Below are 16,064 nucleotides of genomic sequence, written 5' to 3' on the forward strand. Positions count from 1 at the left end.
ACAGCGGGTACCCCGCCCCGGGACCCGACGGCGTGCCACGTCCCGCGCGGCGACCGGACCGCGCCCAAGTCCTAGAGATCGAGGACGACTTCGCCGGCCGGTCGACTGCAGCAGATCAGGACGGTACCGGCCTCGGGAGGTTCGAGGGGCTGAGCGGTGTAGGCGGTGTCGCCCGAGACGACGGGGGTGACACAGGTGTGACACACGCCGGTGCGGCAGGACCAGCGGGTCGGGACGTCGCAGGCCTCGGCGAGCTCGAGGAGGGACGCGCGATCCGGTGACCAGGGGGTGGTGATGCCGCTGCGGGCGAAGGTGACGAGTGGGCCGGTCGCCGCGGAACCCGTCGCCGCGGAACCCGTCGCCGCGGAACCGGTCGCCGCGGGAGCGGCCGGCTGGTGCGGCCGCACCGCCGGTGTGGCCGTGATGCCGGGGTTGATGGCGGGCAGGGCGCTGAACACCTCGGTGTGGATCCGCTCGGGCTTCAGCCCCCGCGCGCGCAGATGGCCGCCCAGGGTGTCCATGAAGGCGGGCGGGCCGCAGAGGTAGGCGTGGGCGTCCGAGGGAATGGCCATGTCGGCCAGCGATCGGGCGGTCAGACGCCCGTGGCGGATGTGGGCCTCACCGTCACGCGGGGTGACGACGTCGCCGGGCCCGGTGTAGGAGATGTACGCGCGGCCGCGGGGGAGCCGGGCCAGCAGCGCCCGGGTCTCGGCCGCGAAGACATGCTGTGTGTGGTCCCGGGCTGTGTGGATCCACCACACCGGGCGGGGGTCGCGGGCCGCGGCGAGCCGGTGGAGCATCGCCAGTACGGGGGTGGCGCCGATCCCCGCGGAGACGAGGACGACCGGGTCGGTGCCCTCCTCGAGAACGAACGTCCCGCGGGGGCTCGCGATGTCCACGAGGTCACCGGGGCGCAGGCGGGCGTGGAGGTAGCCGCTGACCCGGCCGTGGGGCTCGCGTTTCACGCTGATGCGATAGGTGCCCGCGCCCGGCGCCGAGGACAGCGAGTAGCTCCGTACGGCGGGGGTGTCCTCCCCCGTGGTGACCCGGAGGGACAGGTACTGACCGGGCCGGGCCTCGGGCAGCGGTGTGCCGTCGGTGGCGTCGAGGTGGATCGACGTGACGGTGGGGGTCTCGGGGACCAGGCGGGCCACGCGCAAGGGCCTGAAGCCGGGCCATCCCGGTTCCTGTTCCGGTGGCCCGCCCTGCGTGAGTTCACGGAACGACTGCTGCCATCCGGGGCTCAGGGCGGGGATGCGCAGCGCCTTGCGCAGCTTCGCGGGATCACGGCCGGGGAGGTAGAGCAGCGCGTCGGTGTCGGCGACGCTGAGCGCTTCCGGGCCTTGCCGGGTGCGGGTGATGGCATCGCCGGCCCGCACATGTCCCTCGGTGATGACGCGCAGGTAGAAGCCGGGACGGTGGTGGGCGACCAGGAGGGAGGCCATGGCCGGTTCGCCCAGGCGCATCCCCACGCGGTAGCAGGTGACCCGGGGCTGGGTGACCTCGAACTCCGCCTCGCCGATGCGGTAGCGGTCGCCGATGCACACCTCGTCGTCGGGGAGACCGTCGACGGTGAAGTTCTCCCCGAAGGTGCCGGGGGTGAGGTCCCGGCGGCTCAGCTCGTTCTCCCAGTACCGGTAGGACTGCAGCTGGTAGACGAGGACCGCTCGGTTCTCGCCCCCGTGTCCCGCCAGATCTCCCTGACCGTCGCCGTCGATGTTCAGGTGCCGCACCATCCGGCGGCCGTGCACGGGTGCCTTCCACGCGCCCGTGTGGACGGTCCTTCCCTGCCACGGGACGTCCTTGGGTTTCCCTACGTTCACGGACAGCAGCGTCGCCATTGCGGTTCTCCTGCGTGGATGGCCGGCCGGGAGCAACTCCCCTGTGGCTCTTCTTGCGCCATGGCCGATTTTAGTTCTTCGGCCGCGGTCCTACCGGCTCGGTGGCCCGGGGCCGCTCGCGGGCGGACGCTTGAGGTGAGTGCCCGGCCCGCTCCGGTCCTGGAGGGCGGACCCACGTCGATCTAACCGTTAAAGGCGTATTGACAGGTTAGATCGAGCGTGGTCGACTGATCGCGTAACCCTTGAAGGTGAAGTGAGAGGTTAGAGAGATGACTTCCGTAGTCCATCACCGCACCGCCACCGTCAATGGCCTCGAGGTCTTCTACCGCGAAGCCGGCGATCCGCGGGCGCCGGCCCTGGTCCTGCTGCACGGCTTCCCGACCAGCTCGCACATGTTCCGCCACCTGATTCCGGCGCTCGCCGACCGCTACCACGTCATCGCCCCCGACCACATCGGCTTCGGCCAGTCGGCGATGCCCTCCCCGCGGGACTTCCCCTACACCTTCGAGGCCCTCGCCCAGGTCACCTCCGACCTCCTCGAACAGTTGGGTGTCGACCGCTTCGCGATGTACGTGCAGGACTACGGGGCTCCCATCGGCTGGCGGCTGGCGCTGCAGACCCCGGACCGCGTCACGGCGATCGTCACCCAGAACGGCAACGCCTACGTCGAGGGCTTCGTCAAACCCTTCTGGGACGGCGTGTTCGCCTACGCCGAGGCGCCCGGACCGGAGACCGAAGCCCCGATGCGCGGCGCCCTGACCCCGGAGATCACCCGCTGGCAGTACGTGAACGGAGTCGCCGACCCCAGCCTCGTCAGTCCCGACAACTGGGTCCACGACCAGGCCCTGCTGGACCGGCCGGGCAACGACGAGATCCAGCTCAGGCTCTTCCGCGACTACCCCACCAACGTGGACCTCTACCCGAAGGTCCACCAGTACTTCCGCGACTCCCAGGTGCCGGTGCTCGCGGTCTGGGGTGCCAACGACGAGATCTTCGGCCCCGCGGGCGCGGAGGCGTTCCGCCAGGACCTGCCCCGGGCCGAGATCCACCTGCTCGAATCGGGGCACTTCGCGCTGGAGAGCCACCTGGAGAACATCACCCAGTACATCCGCGACTTCCTGGGCCGCGTCGTCGCCTGACGCGCCAGGGCCGAGGCGGCCGGAGCGGACCCCGACAACACCCCCTCGGGGCGCGGGTGTCCACCGCCCCCGGTGCCCGTCACCCCGTACCTGGAAGGAACCAGCCATGGGACTGTCCTGGCAACAAGGGCCGCTCTCGGCGAGTGCGATCGGACACTTCCTCACTCCCCAACCCCTGCCGCAGCGACTGCTGTTCGCCGAGCGGCTGCGCCGCCGTATGCGCGTGCGGTTCAACGGGACCTGGATCGCCGACAGCGAGAACGTGCTGCTTCTGCACGAGCCGGGCCGCTACCCCGTCGCCTACTACCCCCGCGCGGACGTGGACCCGCGGGCCCTGGTCGCGGGTGACAAGGTCACCCGGCATCAGGATCTCGGTGAAACCACCTGGTACGCCGTGCGGGCGGGCGACCGCACCACCGAACGCGCCGCCTGGGGATTCACCGCTCCGCCCGAGCACGCCGCCGCGTTCGAGGACCGCATCGCCTTCGCCTGGCGGGCGATGGACGCCTTCTACGAGGAGGACGAACGCATCCTGGGACACGCGGCGGACCCGTACCACCGCATCGACATCCGTGACACCTCCCGCACGCTGGAAGTCCGCCTGGAGGACACCGTGGTGGCCCGCTCCGAGCACCCGGTCGTACTCTACGAGTCCGGTTTCGCCCCGCGCTGGTACGTCCCGCGCGCGGACGTCGACGAGAGCCGGCTGACTCCCGTCGAAGGGCAGACCTTCTGTCCGTACAAGGGGCTGTGCGACTACTACGACATCGGCACGGCGCACCGCGCCGCCTGGTCGTACCGCGACGCCTACACCGAGGTCGGCCGGATAGGCGACATGGTCTCCTTCGAGCCGGACCGGGTCGAGGTCCGTCTCGACGGCCGGCGGCTGGAGACCGAGCCGGGCCAGCAGGTCGTCCCGCACGGCGTCGACCGGGGTCTGGACGCCGACGAGATCAGGTCCCGCTGAGCCCGCACGACCCTCGAACGCACTCCGCGCGCACCCTCGCCGGGCCGCCCCGCCACGCGCGTCCGGCCGTGTCCCGTTCCGAGGGACCTCGAAGGACTCACCGTGCGGCGGGAGCAGCCGAATCGATGACGACCACCCGCGCCCATGCGGGCGGCGAGTCGGGGACGTAGTCGGGATCGTCCTCGTCCCACGAGGCGGACGAGCGCGGTCGGGGGAACAGGCCGACCACCGTCCGGCACGGCGGCCGGTTGCTCGGCCAGGGCGTCTGACCGTCGGTCAGGACCACGATGACATCCGGTCGGGGTCCCCTTCGCAGGGCTCGGGCGAAGCCCGTACGAAGATCGGTGCCCCCACCGCCCACCAGCGGTATTCCCTCGGCCCGGCAGAGCGAGTGCACGATCCGGGAGGACGCGTCGCACGGCAGTACGGTGACGAGGTCGCGGCGGCCCCCCACGGCACGGGAGATCGCGGTCACCTCACGCAGCGCGCTGCCCAGTTCGGCGTCACTGACCGACCCGGAGGTGTCGATGACCACGGAGACCCGAGGAGGTCTGCGCCTCAGGCTAGGCAGTACGGCCCCGGGTACCCCGGCCGAGCGCCGCGACGGCCGGCCGTAGGTGTAGTCCTCGCCCGCGCCGGAACCGGAGGCCGCGGAACGGACGGCCGCTCCCAGCAGGTCCCGCCACGGCTGCGGTGGCTGGAACGCTTCCTCCGCCCATCGCCGCCATCCCTTGGGGGTGTTCCCTGGACGTGCGGTGATGCCCTGCGCCACGCGGAACCGCACGGCATCCCGTTCCTGGTCGCTCAGGCCGTACGCCCCGTCCGGGCCCAACTCCCATTCCCTGTCCAGTCCGTCGGCGCCGCTGCCGCAGTCCAGCCAGACCAGGCTCTGGGTGTGCGGGCCGAGCCGGAACCGGCGCAGGTAGTCCTCCATCAACTCACCCTCGGGCAACGCCAGGGTCCCCGGCGTGACAGCGCCCTCGGGCCGGAGGAGCCCTTCGCCGAACACGTCGTCGTTGATCTCGCAGTCCGCCGCGATGTTCATCCGCAGCCGTTCACCCGGGCCGGTCAGACCGCGCTCCCGCGCGACCCGGTCACTGCGCCCGTGATGGTCGCGCAGCAGGTGCGACACCTCGTGCACCCACACTCCGGCCAGCTCCTCCACCGACATCCGGTCCACGAACGGCGCTGACACATAGCACCGCCAGTGCCGGTCGACGGCCATCGTGGGCACCTGCCGCGACTCCACGGTGTGCAGGGCGAAGAGCGCCGTCGCCAGGTAGGGCCGGACCCGGGCGGCATGCAGCCGGGCGGCGAAGAGCTTGTCCCGGTCCAGTGCCCCGGGTGTGTCCGGCGCGCCCGGGGCCTCGGGTCTGCCCGGCGTCCCCGGCGCGCCCGGGGCCTCGGGTGTGTCCGGCGCCCCCGGGACGTCCGGGGTCCCCGGTGTGTCCGGCGCCCCCGGGACGTCCGGAGTCCCCGGTGTGTCAGGCGTGTCCGGCGCGTCCGTGTTCATCGGCCGGCCGGCGCGGCAAGCGCGGTCCGGGCCGCCGCGCGGTCGGCCCGCCGGGACAGGGAGACCGCTCCGGCGAGCTTCTCGATCGACGCCGGAACGTCCCAGTCCTCCTGGCGCAGTGAGGCGAGGGTGTTCGCGGGCACGACCACCAGGTCCGGTGCACCGGTCTCCACCGCCCGGACGAGGAGCGCCCACGCCGCTTCCCAGCGGGACCGCTCGGGTCGCTTGCGGACCGCCTCCACCACACCGTCGAGCACGGCCTGTCGCAGATCCCCCCGTTCCGGCAGGGCGGCACTCTCCGGGTCGGCGAGCAGCACCTCGGGGTCCGGGAGGTCCATCCGGTCCAGACCGGCCAGCAACTCCAGTCCCGGACCGTCCCCCACGGTGCCCCTGACCAGCAGGGAAAGCACTTCGCGGGAGGAGCGGGCCGCGGTCGCGAAGGCGATCAGGCACAGTGCCGTCTCCCAGCTCCGGGGAGACGGCCAGGGGCCGCCCCTGCGCGTTTCGTCGCTGGGCAGGCGGTGTACGAGCCCGGGGCGGGCGGCGAGGAGCCCGCACACCGCACGGCGGGCGAAGTCCACGGCTCCCGGCAACCGCTCGGGGTCGAGCCGCGGCAGGGTGGCCCGGGGCCAGGTCCCGCCGAGCCCGCGGACCACGACCTCGTGGTCGTGGGTCCACTGGAGGTGGACGAACCGGTTGGCCAGCGGCGGGCTCAGCTCCCAGCCGTCGGCGGCCGAGGCCCGCGGATTCGCCGCGGCCACGATCCTCACCCCGGGCGGCAGCCGCAGCGCGCCGATCCGCCGTTCGAGGACCAGACGGAGCAGAGCGGCCTGAACGGCCGGCGGCGCGGTGGACAGCTCGTCCAGGAAGAGCAGTCCCCGGCCGGCCCGGACCAGCCGAACCGCCCAGTCCGGCGGGGCCATGGGCACCCCTTGTTCCGCCGGATCGTCTCCGATGACGGGCAGCCCCGAGAAGTCGGACGGCTCGTGCACGCTGGCGATCACCGTGGTCAACGGCAGGTCGAGGGCCGCAGCGAGCTGTGTCAGCGCCGCGGTCTTGCCGATCCCCGGTTCACCCCAGAGCAGTACGGGCAGGTCGGCGGCCACGGCCAGGGTCAGGGCCTCCAGTTGGACGTCGGGGCGCGGTTCGGTGGCCGTGTCCCGCAGCAGGGCCAGCAATGCGGCGGCGACGTCGAGTTGGGCGGGGTGGGGCGGGACGGTGCGGATGCCGGTCGCGGGGGAACGGGTGTCTGTGGACATGTGCGATCACCTTTGGGATGTGCGGCGGCCCGAAGCGGGCGCGGGGGGACGGAGGCCGGGGCGGCGAATGGCGCGGGAGAGCGTGGCGCGGGAGACGGTGGCGGGGGGAAAGGTCCCCGGGTCAGCGGAGGGTCGCGCGGCGCGGGTGCGGGCGGGCGGGGCGGCCATGGCGGCGGCCGGGGCGGACACGGGCGGGTCCGGTGCCGGGCCCGGTTTCCGTGTCCGGTTCGGCGTCGAGCAGGCCGGCTCTGTAGAGCCCGTAGGTGATCCGCCGCCGGGCGGCCGCCTCCAGTTCGTCCCGCAGGGCGCCCTCGCGCAGCAGCGCGTCGGGGCCGAGCAGGCCCTCGACGACGGCCAGCGCGCCGGCGGTGTCGCCGTGGTCCAGCCGCTCACGGACGCCGGTGAGGCAGTCCGGCCGGCGGTGGGCCACGTCGATGGCGCGCAGGCAGGGGAGTGGGGTACCGGTCAGCGCGGCCAGCAGTTCCTCGCGGCGGATCTCGTCCGGGTCGTGGTCCAGTGGGGCCAGGGCCCCGTCGACCAGGCCGATCCGGTGCCGCGCTCCCCGGCACTCGACGAGGTGCGGGCGTCCTGGCCGGTACACGGTCGGGGACGGGCGTAGCGGGGAACGGTCCGGCGCTCCCGGTGCCAGTGCCGAGGCGACCAGCGGGTGCAGCCGGTCCCACTCGATCGCGCCGGCGCGGATCAGATCCAGGTCGGGCAGCACCCAGGTCGCCGCGTCCGGCAGGACCGGCAGCGTGGAGGTGTCGGTCCGCGTGGACGCCGGTGTGATCCGCAGCGCGGGCGGCCCGGCGCCGTCCCCGTCCGCGACCAGGTTCAGCACCATTCGGTGCCGGGCCCCGATCCGCACGGCGACGGCGTCGGCCGGTCGCCCCTCGGCGCGGAGCACGATCCCCGCCTCGGCCGCCCATCGGTCCACGGCGCACCGGTGCCCCTGCGGCACCCTCGCCGACATCTCCAAAGGCACCACGGGTGGGGCGTCGAGGGGAAGTCGCCCGGCACCGGAACGGATCCGCAGTTCGTCCGTCCTTCGCGCGTCCCACAGATGGCGGTGGAGGTCGAGACGGAACCGCCGGTCGGGATGGGGGTGAGGGTGGCGACGGGTGCCGACGTCGGCGCGGGAGCCGTCCCAGAGCGCCAGGCTGATCCGCTGACCGGCGTCGGCCCAGGCCGGCGGTGTCCGTGCGACGAGGTGCAGCGGGCCCGTGCCGTGCCGCCCGGCCTCGTCGTACCGGGCCAGAGCGATGGTCAGCCCCGGACGCAGCAGGCCGTCGGGGGCGATCCTCGGCATGTGCCAGCGCAGCAGGTCGGGAGCGAGATGGCGGAGGTCGGCCCGGATCAGGGCGGCGAGGTCCCGGCCATGGGTGCGTGCCAGCGCACGCGGACTGAAGTCGACGTCGATCCGCGCGGCGGCGGGCGGTCGACGTCTCGATCATGGAGGGCGGCACGGCGAACTCGCGCACGCGCAGCCAGAGGGAAAGTCGGGGATCCCGGTTCGCGGTCCGAGTGAGCATCAGCACTCACCTTGCGCGGACGGGGCCCCCGATCTGTGAACAGAGTGAGTCGTCATCGGCGGGATCGTAGCGTTCCTCGCCGTCGAGGTGCCAGGGGTTTTCGACGGGATCGCCAACCGGCGCGGCGGGTACCGTCGTTGTGCCGTCCCGCTCTTCGCGTCGGGAGGGACGGGTGCGGCCCGCCCCTCCCGACGCGCGGCCTCCCAGGGGACGCTGAGGCCGCGTCAGGCCGGACGGGTCAGTCCGTGCCGAACTCCATCGCGGCGCGGTCCAGCATCTCGTCGTCCTCGGAGACCTCGCCGCGGGAGGCGATGGCCTCCGCGCCGCCTTCCGGCATGGTGCCGATCAGTCCGGTGGCGGCCGCCTGCGCGGCGCCGATGGCGGGGGAGGTGCCGATCAGGCCGAGCCCGGCGTACTGCTCCAGCTTGGCGCGAGAGTCGGCGATGTCGAGGTTGCGCATGGTGAGCTGACCGATCCGGTCCACCGGGCCGAAGGCCGAGTCCTCGGTGCGCTCCATGGACAGCTTGTCCGGGTGATAGCTGAACGCGGGGCCCGTGGTGTCGAGGATCGAGTAGTCCTCGCCGCGCCGCAGCCGCAGGGTCACCTCGCCGGTGACGGCGGCGCCGACCCAGCGCTGCAACGACTCACGCACCATGAGTGCCTGCGGGTCCAGCCAGCGGCCCTCGTACATCAGCCGGCCGAGGCGTCGACCCTCGTTGTGGTACTGGGCGACGGTGTCCTCGTTGTGGATCGCGTTGACCAGGCGCTCGTACGCCGCGTGCAGCAGGGCCATACCGGGCGCCTCGTAGATGCCGCGGCTCTTGGCCTCGATGATCCGGTTCTCGATCTGGTCCGACATGCCGATGCCGTGCCGGCCGCCGATCGCGTTGGCCGCGATCACCAGGTCCACGGCGGAGGCGAACTTCTCGCCGTTGATCGTCACCGGGCGGCCCTGGTCGAAGCCGATCGTGACGTCCTCGGTGGCGATCTCGACCGTAGGGTCCCAGAACCGGACGCCCATGATCGGCTCCACGCTCTCCACACCCGTGTCGAGGTGCTCCAGCGTCTTGGCCTCGTGGGTGGCGCCCCAGATGTTGGCGTCGGTGGAGTACGCCTTCTCCGTGCTGTCGCGGTAGGGCAGGTCGTGGGCGAGGAGCCACTCCGACATCTCCTTGCGGCCACCGAGCTCGGTCACGAAGTCCGCGTCGAGCCAGGGCTTGTAGATCCGCAGGTGCGGGTTGGCGAGCAGGCCGTACCGGTAGAAGCGCTCGATGTCGTTGCCCTTGAACGTCGAGCCGTCGCCCCAGATCTGTACGTCGTCCTCGAGCATCGCCCGGACCAGGAGGGTGCCGGTGACGGCGCGTCCGAGCGGGGTGGTGTTGAAGTAGGCGCGCCCGCCCGAGCGGATGTGGAACGCCCCGCAGGTGAGCGCAGCAAGGCCCTCCTCGACCAGTGCCGCGCGGCAGTCGACCAGGCGCGCGATCTCGGCACCGTAGGTCTTCGCGCGGCCGGGCACCGAGGCGATGTCGGGTTCGTCGTACTGGCCGATGTCGGCGGTGTAGGTGCACGGGATGGCTCCCTTGTCGCGCATCCACGCGACCGCGACCGAGGTGTCGAGCCCGCCCGAGAAGGCGATGCCGACGCGCTCGTCGGCGGGAAGGGAGGTGAGGACCTTAGACATAGAAAGAGTATGCATTGAAACGCATGATCATGCAAAGCCCTCTGGGGTCGGACCGGTGGTGGTGTCCCGGACACCGGTGTCCGGATCTGTGGGGCATATGGCTCCAGCGTCATGGCGGCTCCCTCGATCCGAGCGGAACCTTGAGGAGGAACACGGAAGATCCGCCGGCCCGGCCCGGCGGACGGCAACAAGGAGGCGGATGTGATGTCGAGCCGTACGGACACAGCGGCAGGGGTGACGGTGCCCGACACGCGCCTGGCGCGCGAAGCCACCGAGCTGGTGCGCGACACCTCGACCGAACTCCTCTTCCACCACTCGCGCCGGGTGTTCTGGTTCGGGAGCCTGCAGGGGCGCAACCGGGATCTGAGCTTCGACCCCGAGCTGCTGTACATCGGGGCCATGTTCCACGACCTGGGACTCGGTGAGCGCTTCCACCACAGCGGCCGCCGGTTCGAGGTGGACAGCGCCGACGAGGCCCGCCGGTTCCTGCGCGCGCACGACGTACCCGAGGACAGCATCCGCAGGGTCTGGACGGCCATCGCCCTGCACACCACCCCGGGCGTGCCGCAGTTCATGGAACCCGAGGTCGCCCTGGTGACCGCGGGGGTCGAGTACGACGTCCTCGGCATCGGCTACGGCGACGTCTCCGACGAGGACCGCGCGGCGATCACCGCCCTGCATCCCCGGCCCGACTTCAAGCGCCGCATCCTCGAGTCCTTCACCGAAGGCGTCCGGGACAAGCCGGAGACCACGTTCGGCAACGTCAAGGCCGACGTCCTCGCCCACTACGTCCCCGGGTTCGAGCGCGGAGACTTCGTCACCACCATCCTGGAATCGCCATGGCCCGAGTGAGGGCCGATCACCGTAGGAACGCGCGGAGTTCGCCCCACACGGTGGCGGTGCTCGCCTTCGACGGAGTGCAGTTGCTCGATGTGGCCGGTCCCGCCGAGGTGTTCACCACCGCCAACGAGGACGGTGCCGACTACGACGTGCGCATCGTGTCGGAGACCGGGGCGGGCATCCGTACCTCGTCCGGGGTGCGGCTCAGCGCCGACACGTCGGCGGCGGAACTGCCCGGTCGGCTCGGGACCCTCGTGGTGCCCGGCCGTCCGGACTGGCGGCGAGCGGTCGACGACCGGCGCCTGGTGGACCTGGTCGCGGCGCTGTCCACGCGTTCGTCCCGCACGGCCTCGGTCTGCGCGGGCGCCTTCCTGCTGGCCGAGGCCGGGATCCTGGAGGGCCGCCGCGCCGCGACCCACTGGCGGCTCGCGGACGAACTCGCCGCGCGCTACCCCCGCGTGCGCGTCGAGGCCGATCCCGTGTTCGTCCAGGACGGTCCGGTCCTGACCTCCGCGGGTGTCACGACCGGCATCGATCTGGCGCTCGCGCTCGTCGAGGCGGATCACGGGGCGGACCTCGCACGCGCCGTCGCCCGGCAACTCGTGGTCTTCATGGCCCGGCCGGCCGGCCAGTCCCAGTTCAGTGCCCGGATGACCCCGCGCGGCTCCGGACATCCCGTGCTGCGCGGGGTCATGGACGCCATCGCGGCCGACCCGGCTCAGGCCCACCACATGGACGCCCTCGCGCTGCAGGCGGGCGTCAGCACCCGGCATCTGAGCCGGCTCTTCCGCACGGAGGTCGGCATGACACCGGGGCGGTACGTGGAGTTGGTGCGCGTCGAAGCCGCGCGGGCGCTGCTCACGAGCGGGAACGATCCGGTGGACGCCGTCGCCGAGCGGTCCGGCTTCGGGTCCGCCGAATCCATGCGGCGCAGCTTCCAGCACATCATCGGTGTCGCACCCACGGTCTACCGCGCCCGTTTCCGGAGCACCGCGGAGCAGGGGACCCCCGGGTGAGTACGCCGCCGCGGTGTCCGCGCGGGGGCGGCGACGGACCCATGCCCCGGCGTCCTTCACGTCCGTGCCGCCCGACGCGCGGGACGAGGTCCTCACCTCCGGTTCCAGCAGGCCACGCCCGTCCGCCAGACCTATCGTGGAGGGGAGGACCACGCGACCGCACACCCCGCACGTGTGCGCGCCCGAGACCACACCGACCTCAGGGAGCGCGTCATGCCGCGCAGCAGCAACATCGCCGTCCTGGAGAACTTCGGATCAGCGGTGAACAGTGACCACCTCAGCGAGCTGGACGAGTACGTCGCGCCCGGCTCCGTGGACCACGACCCGGCCCCGGGCCAGGGTCCCGGACCCGAGGGCTACGAGGAGATGTTCGCCACGATGAGACAGGCCTTCCCCGATCTGCACATCGAGGTCGAGCACGTCATGGCCACCGACGACGAGATCGCGTTCGCGTACACCATCACGGGCACCCACCTCGGTGAACTGATGGGGCACAGCGCGACGGGCAGGACGGTGAGCTACCGGGGGATGCAGATCAGCCGGTTCGCCGACGGGAAAATGGTCGAGCGCTGGGGCAGCAGCGACGAGCTCGGCATGCTGCGCCAGCTCGGTCTCACCCCGTGAGCACCGCGGGCCCTCCATGAGGGCGCCTGCCTCAGGAACCCGTACACGGCGCCGAGTTCGGTTTCACGGTCTCCGCGTCCCGGTGATCATCACGGCAGTTGCTGGCTCGGCACCGCCGGGGCAGTGACCGGTCCGCTCACCGGGAGACAGTCATGACCACCGACGAGGGAGCCGCGGCCGGCCGGCCGGAGGGACCGTGGGGTGGGCGCGTCGAGGCGGAGGGCATGGCGGCGGCGGTCATCGACGCGGACGGGCGCGTCGCGGGCTGGACCATGGGTGCCCAACTTCTGCTGGGTTACGCGGCCGAGGAGGTGATCGGCCGGCCGTTCGCGGACCTGCTGGCACCCACCTGCGCGGCCCGGCTGCGTCACCGCCGCGGGCACCTGCTGGAAGGGGAACTGCATATCTCCCGCCTGGCCGCACGGGACGGCGCGCCCCGATGGCTGGCCGCGTTCGATCCTCATCCCGACGCGCGCCGACGGCTCGCGAGCGAACGCCTCGCCCTGCTGAGCGAGGCCAGCACCCGGATCGGCACCACGCTCGACGTCATGCAGACCGGGCAGGAACTGGCCGATTTCGCCGTCCCGCGGTTGGCCGACTACGTCACCGTGGATCTGGCGGAGTCCGTCTCCCTCGGTGAGGAGCCCTTGGCGCGGCTGGGAAGGGACGCCGGACGCATTCCCGTCTTCCGCCGGGCGGGGGTGGCGTCGATCCACGAAGGCATCCCGGAGGCGCTGTGGGACCGCGGTGAGCCCGTCTTCGTCCCGCCGGCCTCACCCTTCACCCAGGTGCTGACCACGGGGAGGTCCTACATCGAGCCGATGCTGCGGAAGTCCCTCGGCACCTGGCTGCGGTGCGATCCGCAGCGGACCCGGGTCATCCGCAGGACCGACATGCACACCGTGATGATGGTGCCCATCCAGGCGAGGGGCGTCGCACTCGGTGTCGCCGTCTTCGTGCGGACGGACAATCCCGCCCCGTTCGAGCAGGACGATCTGGTCCTCGCGGAGGAACTCGTCGACCGTGCCGCGCTGAGCCTCGACAACGCTCATCGTTACACCCGCGAACACACCGCGGCCCTGGCCCTGCAGCGCAACCTCCTGCCGTCCCGCCTGTCCGGCGGGCCGGCCCTGGAGGTGACCTCGCGCTATCTCCCCGCCGACCTGGACCACGGTGTGGGAGGCGACTGGTACGACGTGATAGCGCTGCCCCGTGACCGGGTGGCCCTGGTCGTCGGCGACGTGGTCGGCCACGGCATCCAGGCGGCGGCCGCGATGGGCCGGCTCCGCACCGCGTTGCGCACGCTCGCGGACCTGGACCTGCCACCCGTCGAGCTGCTGACGAGCCTGGACCGCACGGTCGGCCACCTGACGCAGGAGGACGCGGACTCCCCGGGCGCCACCGTCTCCGGCGTGGGCGCGACCTGTCTCTACATCGTCTACGACCCGGCCGAACGGCACGCCGACATCGCCGCGGCCGGACACCTTCCACCCGTCGTCGTCGGCCCCACCGGCGAGGCGACCGTCACCGAGATTCCCTCCGGAGTCCCGATCGGCCTGGGTCTGGGGCACTTCGAATCCGTCCGGATCGAGATCCCCGACGGCAGTCTGATCGCCCTGTACACCGACGGACTGGTCGAATTCCCGACCGAGGACATCGGGTTGGGGATATGTCGCCTGGCCGCCGCGCTGGCCCACCCGAGGCTGCCCCTGGAAGAGCTGTGCGACAGGGCTTTCGCCGCCCGCCGCACCCCCTCACTGTCCGACGACACCACCTTGCTGCTGGCCCGGACAGGTCCCGACGGCGCCAACCGGCACCCTGGTGACCCGGTCGCGCCGGACGACGCCTGATCGGGCCGGACGACGCTCGACCGCGGCGGCCGGTCCGGGTCGACGCGATGGAGCCGGACCACCACGGCGGCGGCGAGCGGGGAGGGAAACCGGCGGTCCGTGCTCGGGCGGCGTCATGCGCGCGGGCCGGCGAAGAGCCGGATCGCGTCGGCGTGGCGGTGCGGTGCGTCCCGTGCGATCCGCGACATCGGCAGGAGGTGGCCGAGTCGCGGTCCGGCCCGGATGTGTGGGCCGTTGGTGGCAATGCGGCCCTCGCCCGCTTGCGCCTGTCGCCGGGGTACGCGCGCCGCGCTGAACAATCGCCCTGGTCAGGACGCGCAGACGTGTCCGAGTGGCGGCGAGGGGAAAGACGATGGACAGAACCGGACGTCCGGAACGACCGGCACGCAGAGTGCTTCTGGCCGGCGGATTCGCGGTCGCGGCGGCCGCGGTCGCCGGGTGCTCCCCCAGGGAGGCCGTGGTGTCGGCGGCCGGGACTTCGCCGGCGGCCGGCACCGCGTCGGCGAGCGGCGCGTCGCCGGTACCGCGGCCGAAGACTCCCGCGGCGGCCTTCGCGAGACTCATGGACGGTAACAAGCGCTGGGTGAGCGGAGACCTCGAGCACCCCGACCGGGACCCCGACCGGCGAGAACTCGTCGCCCAGGAACAGGTGCCGTTCGGGTCGGTCCTCTCGTGCATCGACTCCCGGGTGCCGCCCGAACTGCTCTTCGACACCGGACTGGGCGACCTCTACGTGATGCGCACGGGCGGGGAGGCGATCGGCCCGGTGGTCACCGGTTCGGTCGAATACGGACCCATGACCAGCGGCACTCCGCTCATCGTGGTCCTCGGACATCAACGGTGCGGAGCGGTCGAGGCGGCCTACAAGTCCATTCGCGACAGCAAACCTCTGCCCGGTCATCTGCAGGCGATCGTCGAGGCGCTGCGTCCGGCGTACGACCGGACGGCCCGGGAGGGCGGTTCCGACCCGGTCGAGACCATGGCCCGCGCCCAGGTGAAGCTGACCGCGGACGGCCTGCGCACCAACAAGGACCTCGCGCCGCTCGTGGCGAAGGGCTCCCTCGCCGTGGTCGGCGCCTACTACTCGCTCGACACCGGCAAGGTGGAGGTCCTGACCGGCGCACCCTCCTGAACCGCTCGGGTGGCGGCCGACCCGCCGTGGATCGCCGGGAGAACGAGAACGCGCGCGGCCCGGCCCGGCCCCTTTCACCCGGCCGGGCGCGCGGCCCGGCCCGGCCCCTTTCACCCGGCCGGGCGTGCGGGACGGGTGGCGGGCGGCCCGTGGCGCCCCGCGCGGACGCCCGTGTCACCCATCGTTCGGCCGTCACCCCCCGGTGTGAAAGGGCCCGAACTGCGGGCTTTTGCTGCGCCGAGGTGGGGCGGCTCTCTTTCCTGATGGCCGTTGCTCTCTGGTGGTACGCGGATTCGCCGTGTAGCGTCGCTCGCAGATGTCGTGGTTCGCAGTACCTGCCCGCGCTCCGGTGCGGGCTTTTTGCTGTGCAGTGCCTGAGGACCAGGGCGATCACCTCCGGATCCGCGCGGTGCGGATCCGAAATCGACTGAGAGGCATTGACATGGCCACCGGAACCGTGAAGTGGTTCAACTCGGAAAAGGGCTTCGGTTTCATCGCGCAGGACGGCGGCGGCCCCGACGTCTTCGCGCACTACTCGAACATCAACTCGAGTGGCTTCCGTGAGCTCCAGGAGGGCCAGGCCGTCACGTTCGACGTGACCCAGGGCCAGAAGGGCCCGCAGGCCGAGAACATCACCCCCGCCTGACCTACGGCAGGGCGATACGCCCGT

At 72.1% G+C, this 16,064-nt stretch carries 12 protein-coding genes and 1 pseudogene; 8 read left to right on the forward strand and 5 right to left on the reverse strand.

Features of this window, described 5'->3' with window-relative positions; genetic code table 11:
- Nucleotides 1–71: 71 nt before the first annotated feature.
- Nucleotides 72–1,841: an MOSC domain-containing protein gene (locus ACFVTC_RS25335; RefSeq protein ID WP_390130598.1), complete on the reverse strand. Its 1,770-nt coding sequence runs from the start codon at nt 1,839–1,841 to the stop codon at nt 72–74.
- 269 nt (nt 1,842–2,110) lie between these two features.
- Between ACFVTC_RS25335 and ACFVTC_RS25340 the strand changes: the two genes are divergently transcribed.
- Nucleotides 2,111–2,980: an alpha/beta fold hydrolase gene (locus ACFVTC_RS25340; RefSeq protein ID WP_390130599.1), complete on the forward strand. Its 870-nt coding sequence runs from the start codon at nt 2,111–2,113 to the stop codon at nt 2,978–2,980.
- Between the two features lie 106 nt (nt 2,981–3,086).
- Nucleotides 3,087–3,947: a DUF427 domain-containing protein gene (locus ACFVTC_RS25345; RefSeq protein WP_390130601.1), complete on the forward strand. Its 861-nt coding sequence runs from the start codon at nt 3,087–3,089 to the stop codon at nt 3,945–3,947.
- A 97-nt stretch (nt 3,948–4,044) separates the two neighbouring features.
- Here ACFVTC_RS25345 and ACFVTC_RS25350 read toward each other — a convergent pair whose 3' ends face one another.
- From ACFVTC_RS25350 to argG, 4 genes and pseudogenes are all read right to left on the reverse strand, one after another.
- Nucleotides 4,045–5,460, reverse strand: a complete 1,416-nt coding sequence (locus ACFVTC_RS25350) for a VWA-like domain-containing protein (protein ID WP_390130603.1) — start codon at nt 5,458–5,460, stop codon at nt 4,045–4,047.
- Nucleotides 5,457–6,719: an AAA family ATPase gene (locus tag ACFVTC_RS25355; protein WP_390130604.1), complete on the reverse strand. Its 1,263-nt coding sequence runs from the start codon at nt 6,717–6,719 to the stop codon at nt 5,457–5,459. The genes ACFVTC_RS25350 and ACFVTC_RS25355 overlap by 4 nt, the downstream gene beginning before the upstream one ends.
- A 121-nt stretch (nt 6,720–6,840) precedes the next feature.
- Nucleotides 6,841–8,251: pseudogene (locus tag ACFVTC_RS25360) on the reverse strand (hypothetical protein).
- A 238-nt stretch (nt 8,252–8,489) separates the two neighbouring features.
- Nucleotides 8,490–9,932, reverse strand: a complete 1,443-nt coding sequence (gene argG, locus ACFVTC_RS25365; protein WP_390130606.1) for an argininosuccinate synthase — start codon at nt 9,930–9,932, stop codon at nt 8,490–8,492.
- 204 nt (nt 9,933–10,136) lie between these two features.
- On the opposite strand from argG, the gene ACFVTC_RS25370 reads away from it, so the two are divergent.
- From ACFVTC_RS25370 to ACFVTC_RS25395, 6 genes are all read left to right on the forward strand, one after another.
- Entirely contained in the window at nt 10,137–10,784 is a 648-nt protein-coding gene (locus ACFVTC_RS25370) for an HD domain-containing protein (protein WP_390130608.1), read from the forward strand.
- Nucleotides 10,772–11,788 carry a GlxA family transcriptional regulator gene (locus ACFVTC_RS25375; protein ID WP_390130610.1) on the forward strand — a complete coding sequence of 339 codons (1,017 nt, stop codon included), beginning with the start codon at nt 10,772–10,774 and terminating at the stop codon, nt 11,786–11,788. Before ACFVTC_RS25370 ends, ACFVTC_RS25375 begins: the two co-directional genes overlap by 13 nt.
- Nucleotides 11,789–12,001: 213 nt before the next feature.
- On the forward strand, nt 12,002–12,412 hold the full coding sequence (locus ACFVTC_RS25380) for an ester cyclase (RefSeq protein ID WP_390130612.1): 411 nt from the start codon (nt 12,002–12,004) through the stop codon (nt 12,410–12,412).
- A gap of 152 nt (nt 12,413–12,564) precedes the next feature.
- The gene (locus ACFVTC_RS25385) at nt 12,565–14,262 is read left to right on the forward strand and encodes a SpoIIE family protein phosphatase (protein ID WP_390130614.1); all 1,698 of its coding nucleotides are present in this window, start codon (nt 12,565–12,567) and stop codon (nt 14,260–14,262) included.
- Nucleotides 14,263–14,614: 352 nt separating this feature from the next.
- On the forward strand, nt 14,615–15,394 hold the full coding sequence (locus ACFVTC_RS25390; RefSeq protein WP_390130616.1) for a carbonic anhydrase: 780 nt from the start codon (nt 14,615–14,617) through the stop codon (nt 15,392–15,394).
- Between the two features lie 442 nt (nt 15,395–15,836).
- Complete coding sequence (locus tag ACFVTC_RS25395; RefSeq protein WP_148009846.1) at nt 15,837–16,040, forward strand: cold-shock protein; 204 nt, start codon at nt 15,837–15,839, stop codon at nt 16,038–16,040.
- The last annotated feature ends 24 nt before the right edge of the window (nt 16,041–16,064 follow it).

The organism is Streptomyces sp. NPDC057950 (assembly GCF_042887295.1).
Classification (GTDB): Bacteria; Actinomycetota; Actinomycetes; order Streptomycetales; family Streptomycetaceae; genus Streptomyces; species Streptomyces kaempferi.

What these genes read in the sequence shown, in the direction of transcription:
- ACFVTC_RS25350 (WP_390130603.1), bottom strand. Translation starts at nt 5,460, where the DNA reads ATGAACACGGACGCGCCGGACACGCCTGACACACCGGGGACTCCGGAC.
- ACFVTC_RS25375 (WP_390130610.1), top strand. Translation starts at nt 10,772, where the DNA reads ATGGCCCGAGTGAGGGCCGATCACCGTAGGAACGCGCGGAGTTCGCCC.
- ACFVTC_RS25335 (WP_390130598.1), bottom strand. Translation starts at nt 1,841, where the DNA reads ATGGCGACGCTGCTGTCCGTGAACGTAGGGAAACCCAAGGACGTCCCG.
- argG (WP_390130606.1), bottom strand. Translation starts at nt 9,932, where the DNA reads ATGTCTAAGGTCCTCACCTCCCTTCCCGCCGACGAGCGCGTCGGCATC.
- ACFVTC_RS25385 (WP_390130614.1), top strand. Translation starts at nt 12,565, where the DNA reads ATGACCACCGACGAGGGAGCCGCGGCCGGCCGGCCGGAGGGACCGTGG.
- ACFVTC_RS25355 (WP_390130604.1), bottom strand. Translation starts at nt 6,719, where the DNA reads ATGTCCACAGACACCCGTTCCCCCGCGACCGGCATCCGCACCGTCCCG.
- ACFVTC_RS25380 (WP_390130612.1), top strand. Translation starts at nt 12,002, where the DNA reads ATGCCGCGCAGCAGCAACATCGCCGTCCTGGAGAACTTCGGATCAGCG.
- ACFVTC_RS25390 (WP_390130616.1), top strand. Translation starts at nt 14,615, where the DNA reads ATGGACAGAACCGGACGTCCGGAACGACCGGCACGCAGAGTGCTTCTG.
- ACFVTC_RS25370 (WP_390130608.1), top strand. Translation starts at nt 10,137, where the DNA reads ATGTCGAGCCGTACGGACACAGCGGCAGGGGTGACGGTGCCCGACACG.
- ACFVTC_RS25395 (WP_148009846.1), top strand. Translation starts at nt 15,837, where the DNA reads ATGGCCACCGGAACCGTGAAGTGGTTCAACTCGGAAAAGGGCTTCGGT.
- ACFVTC_RS25340 (WP_390130599.1), top strand. Translation starts at nt 2,111, where the DNA reads ATGACTTCCGTAGTCCATCACCGCACCGCCACCGTCAATGGCCTCGAG.
- ACFVTC_RS25345 (WP_390130601.1), top strand. Translation starts at nt 3,087, where the DNA reads ATGGGACTGTCCTGGCAACAAGGGCCGCTCTCGGCGAGTGCGATCGGA.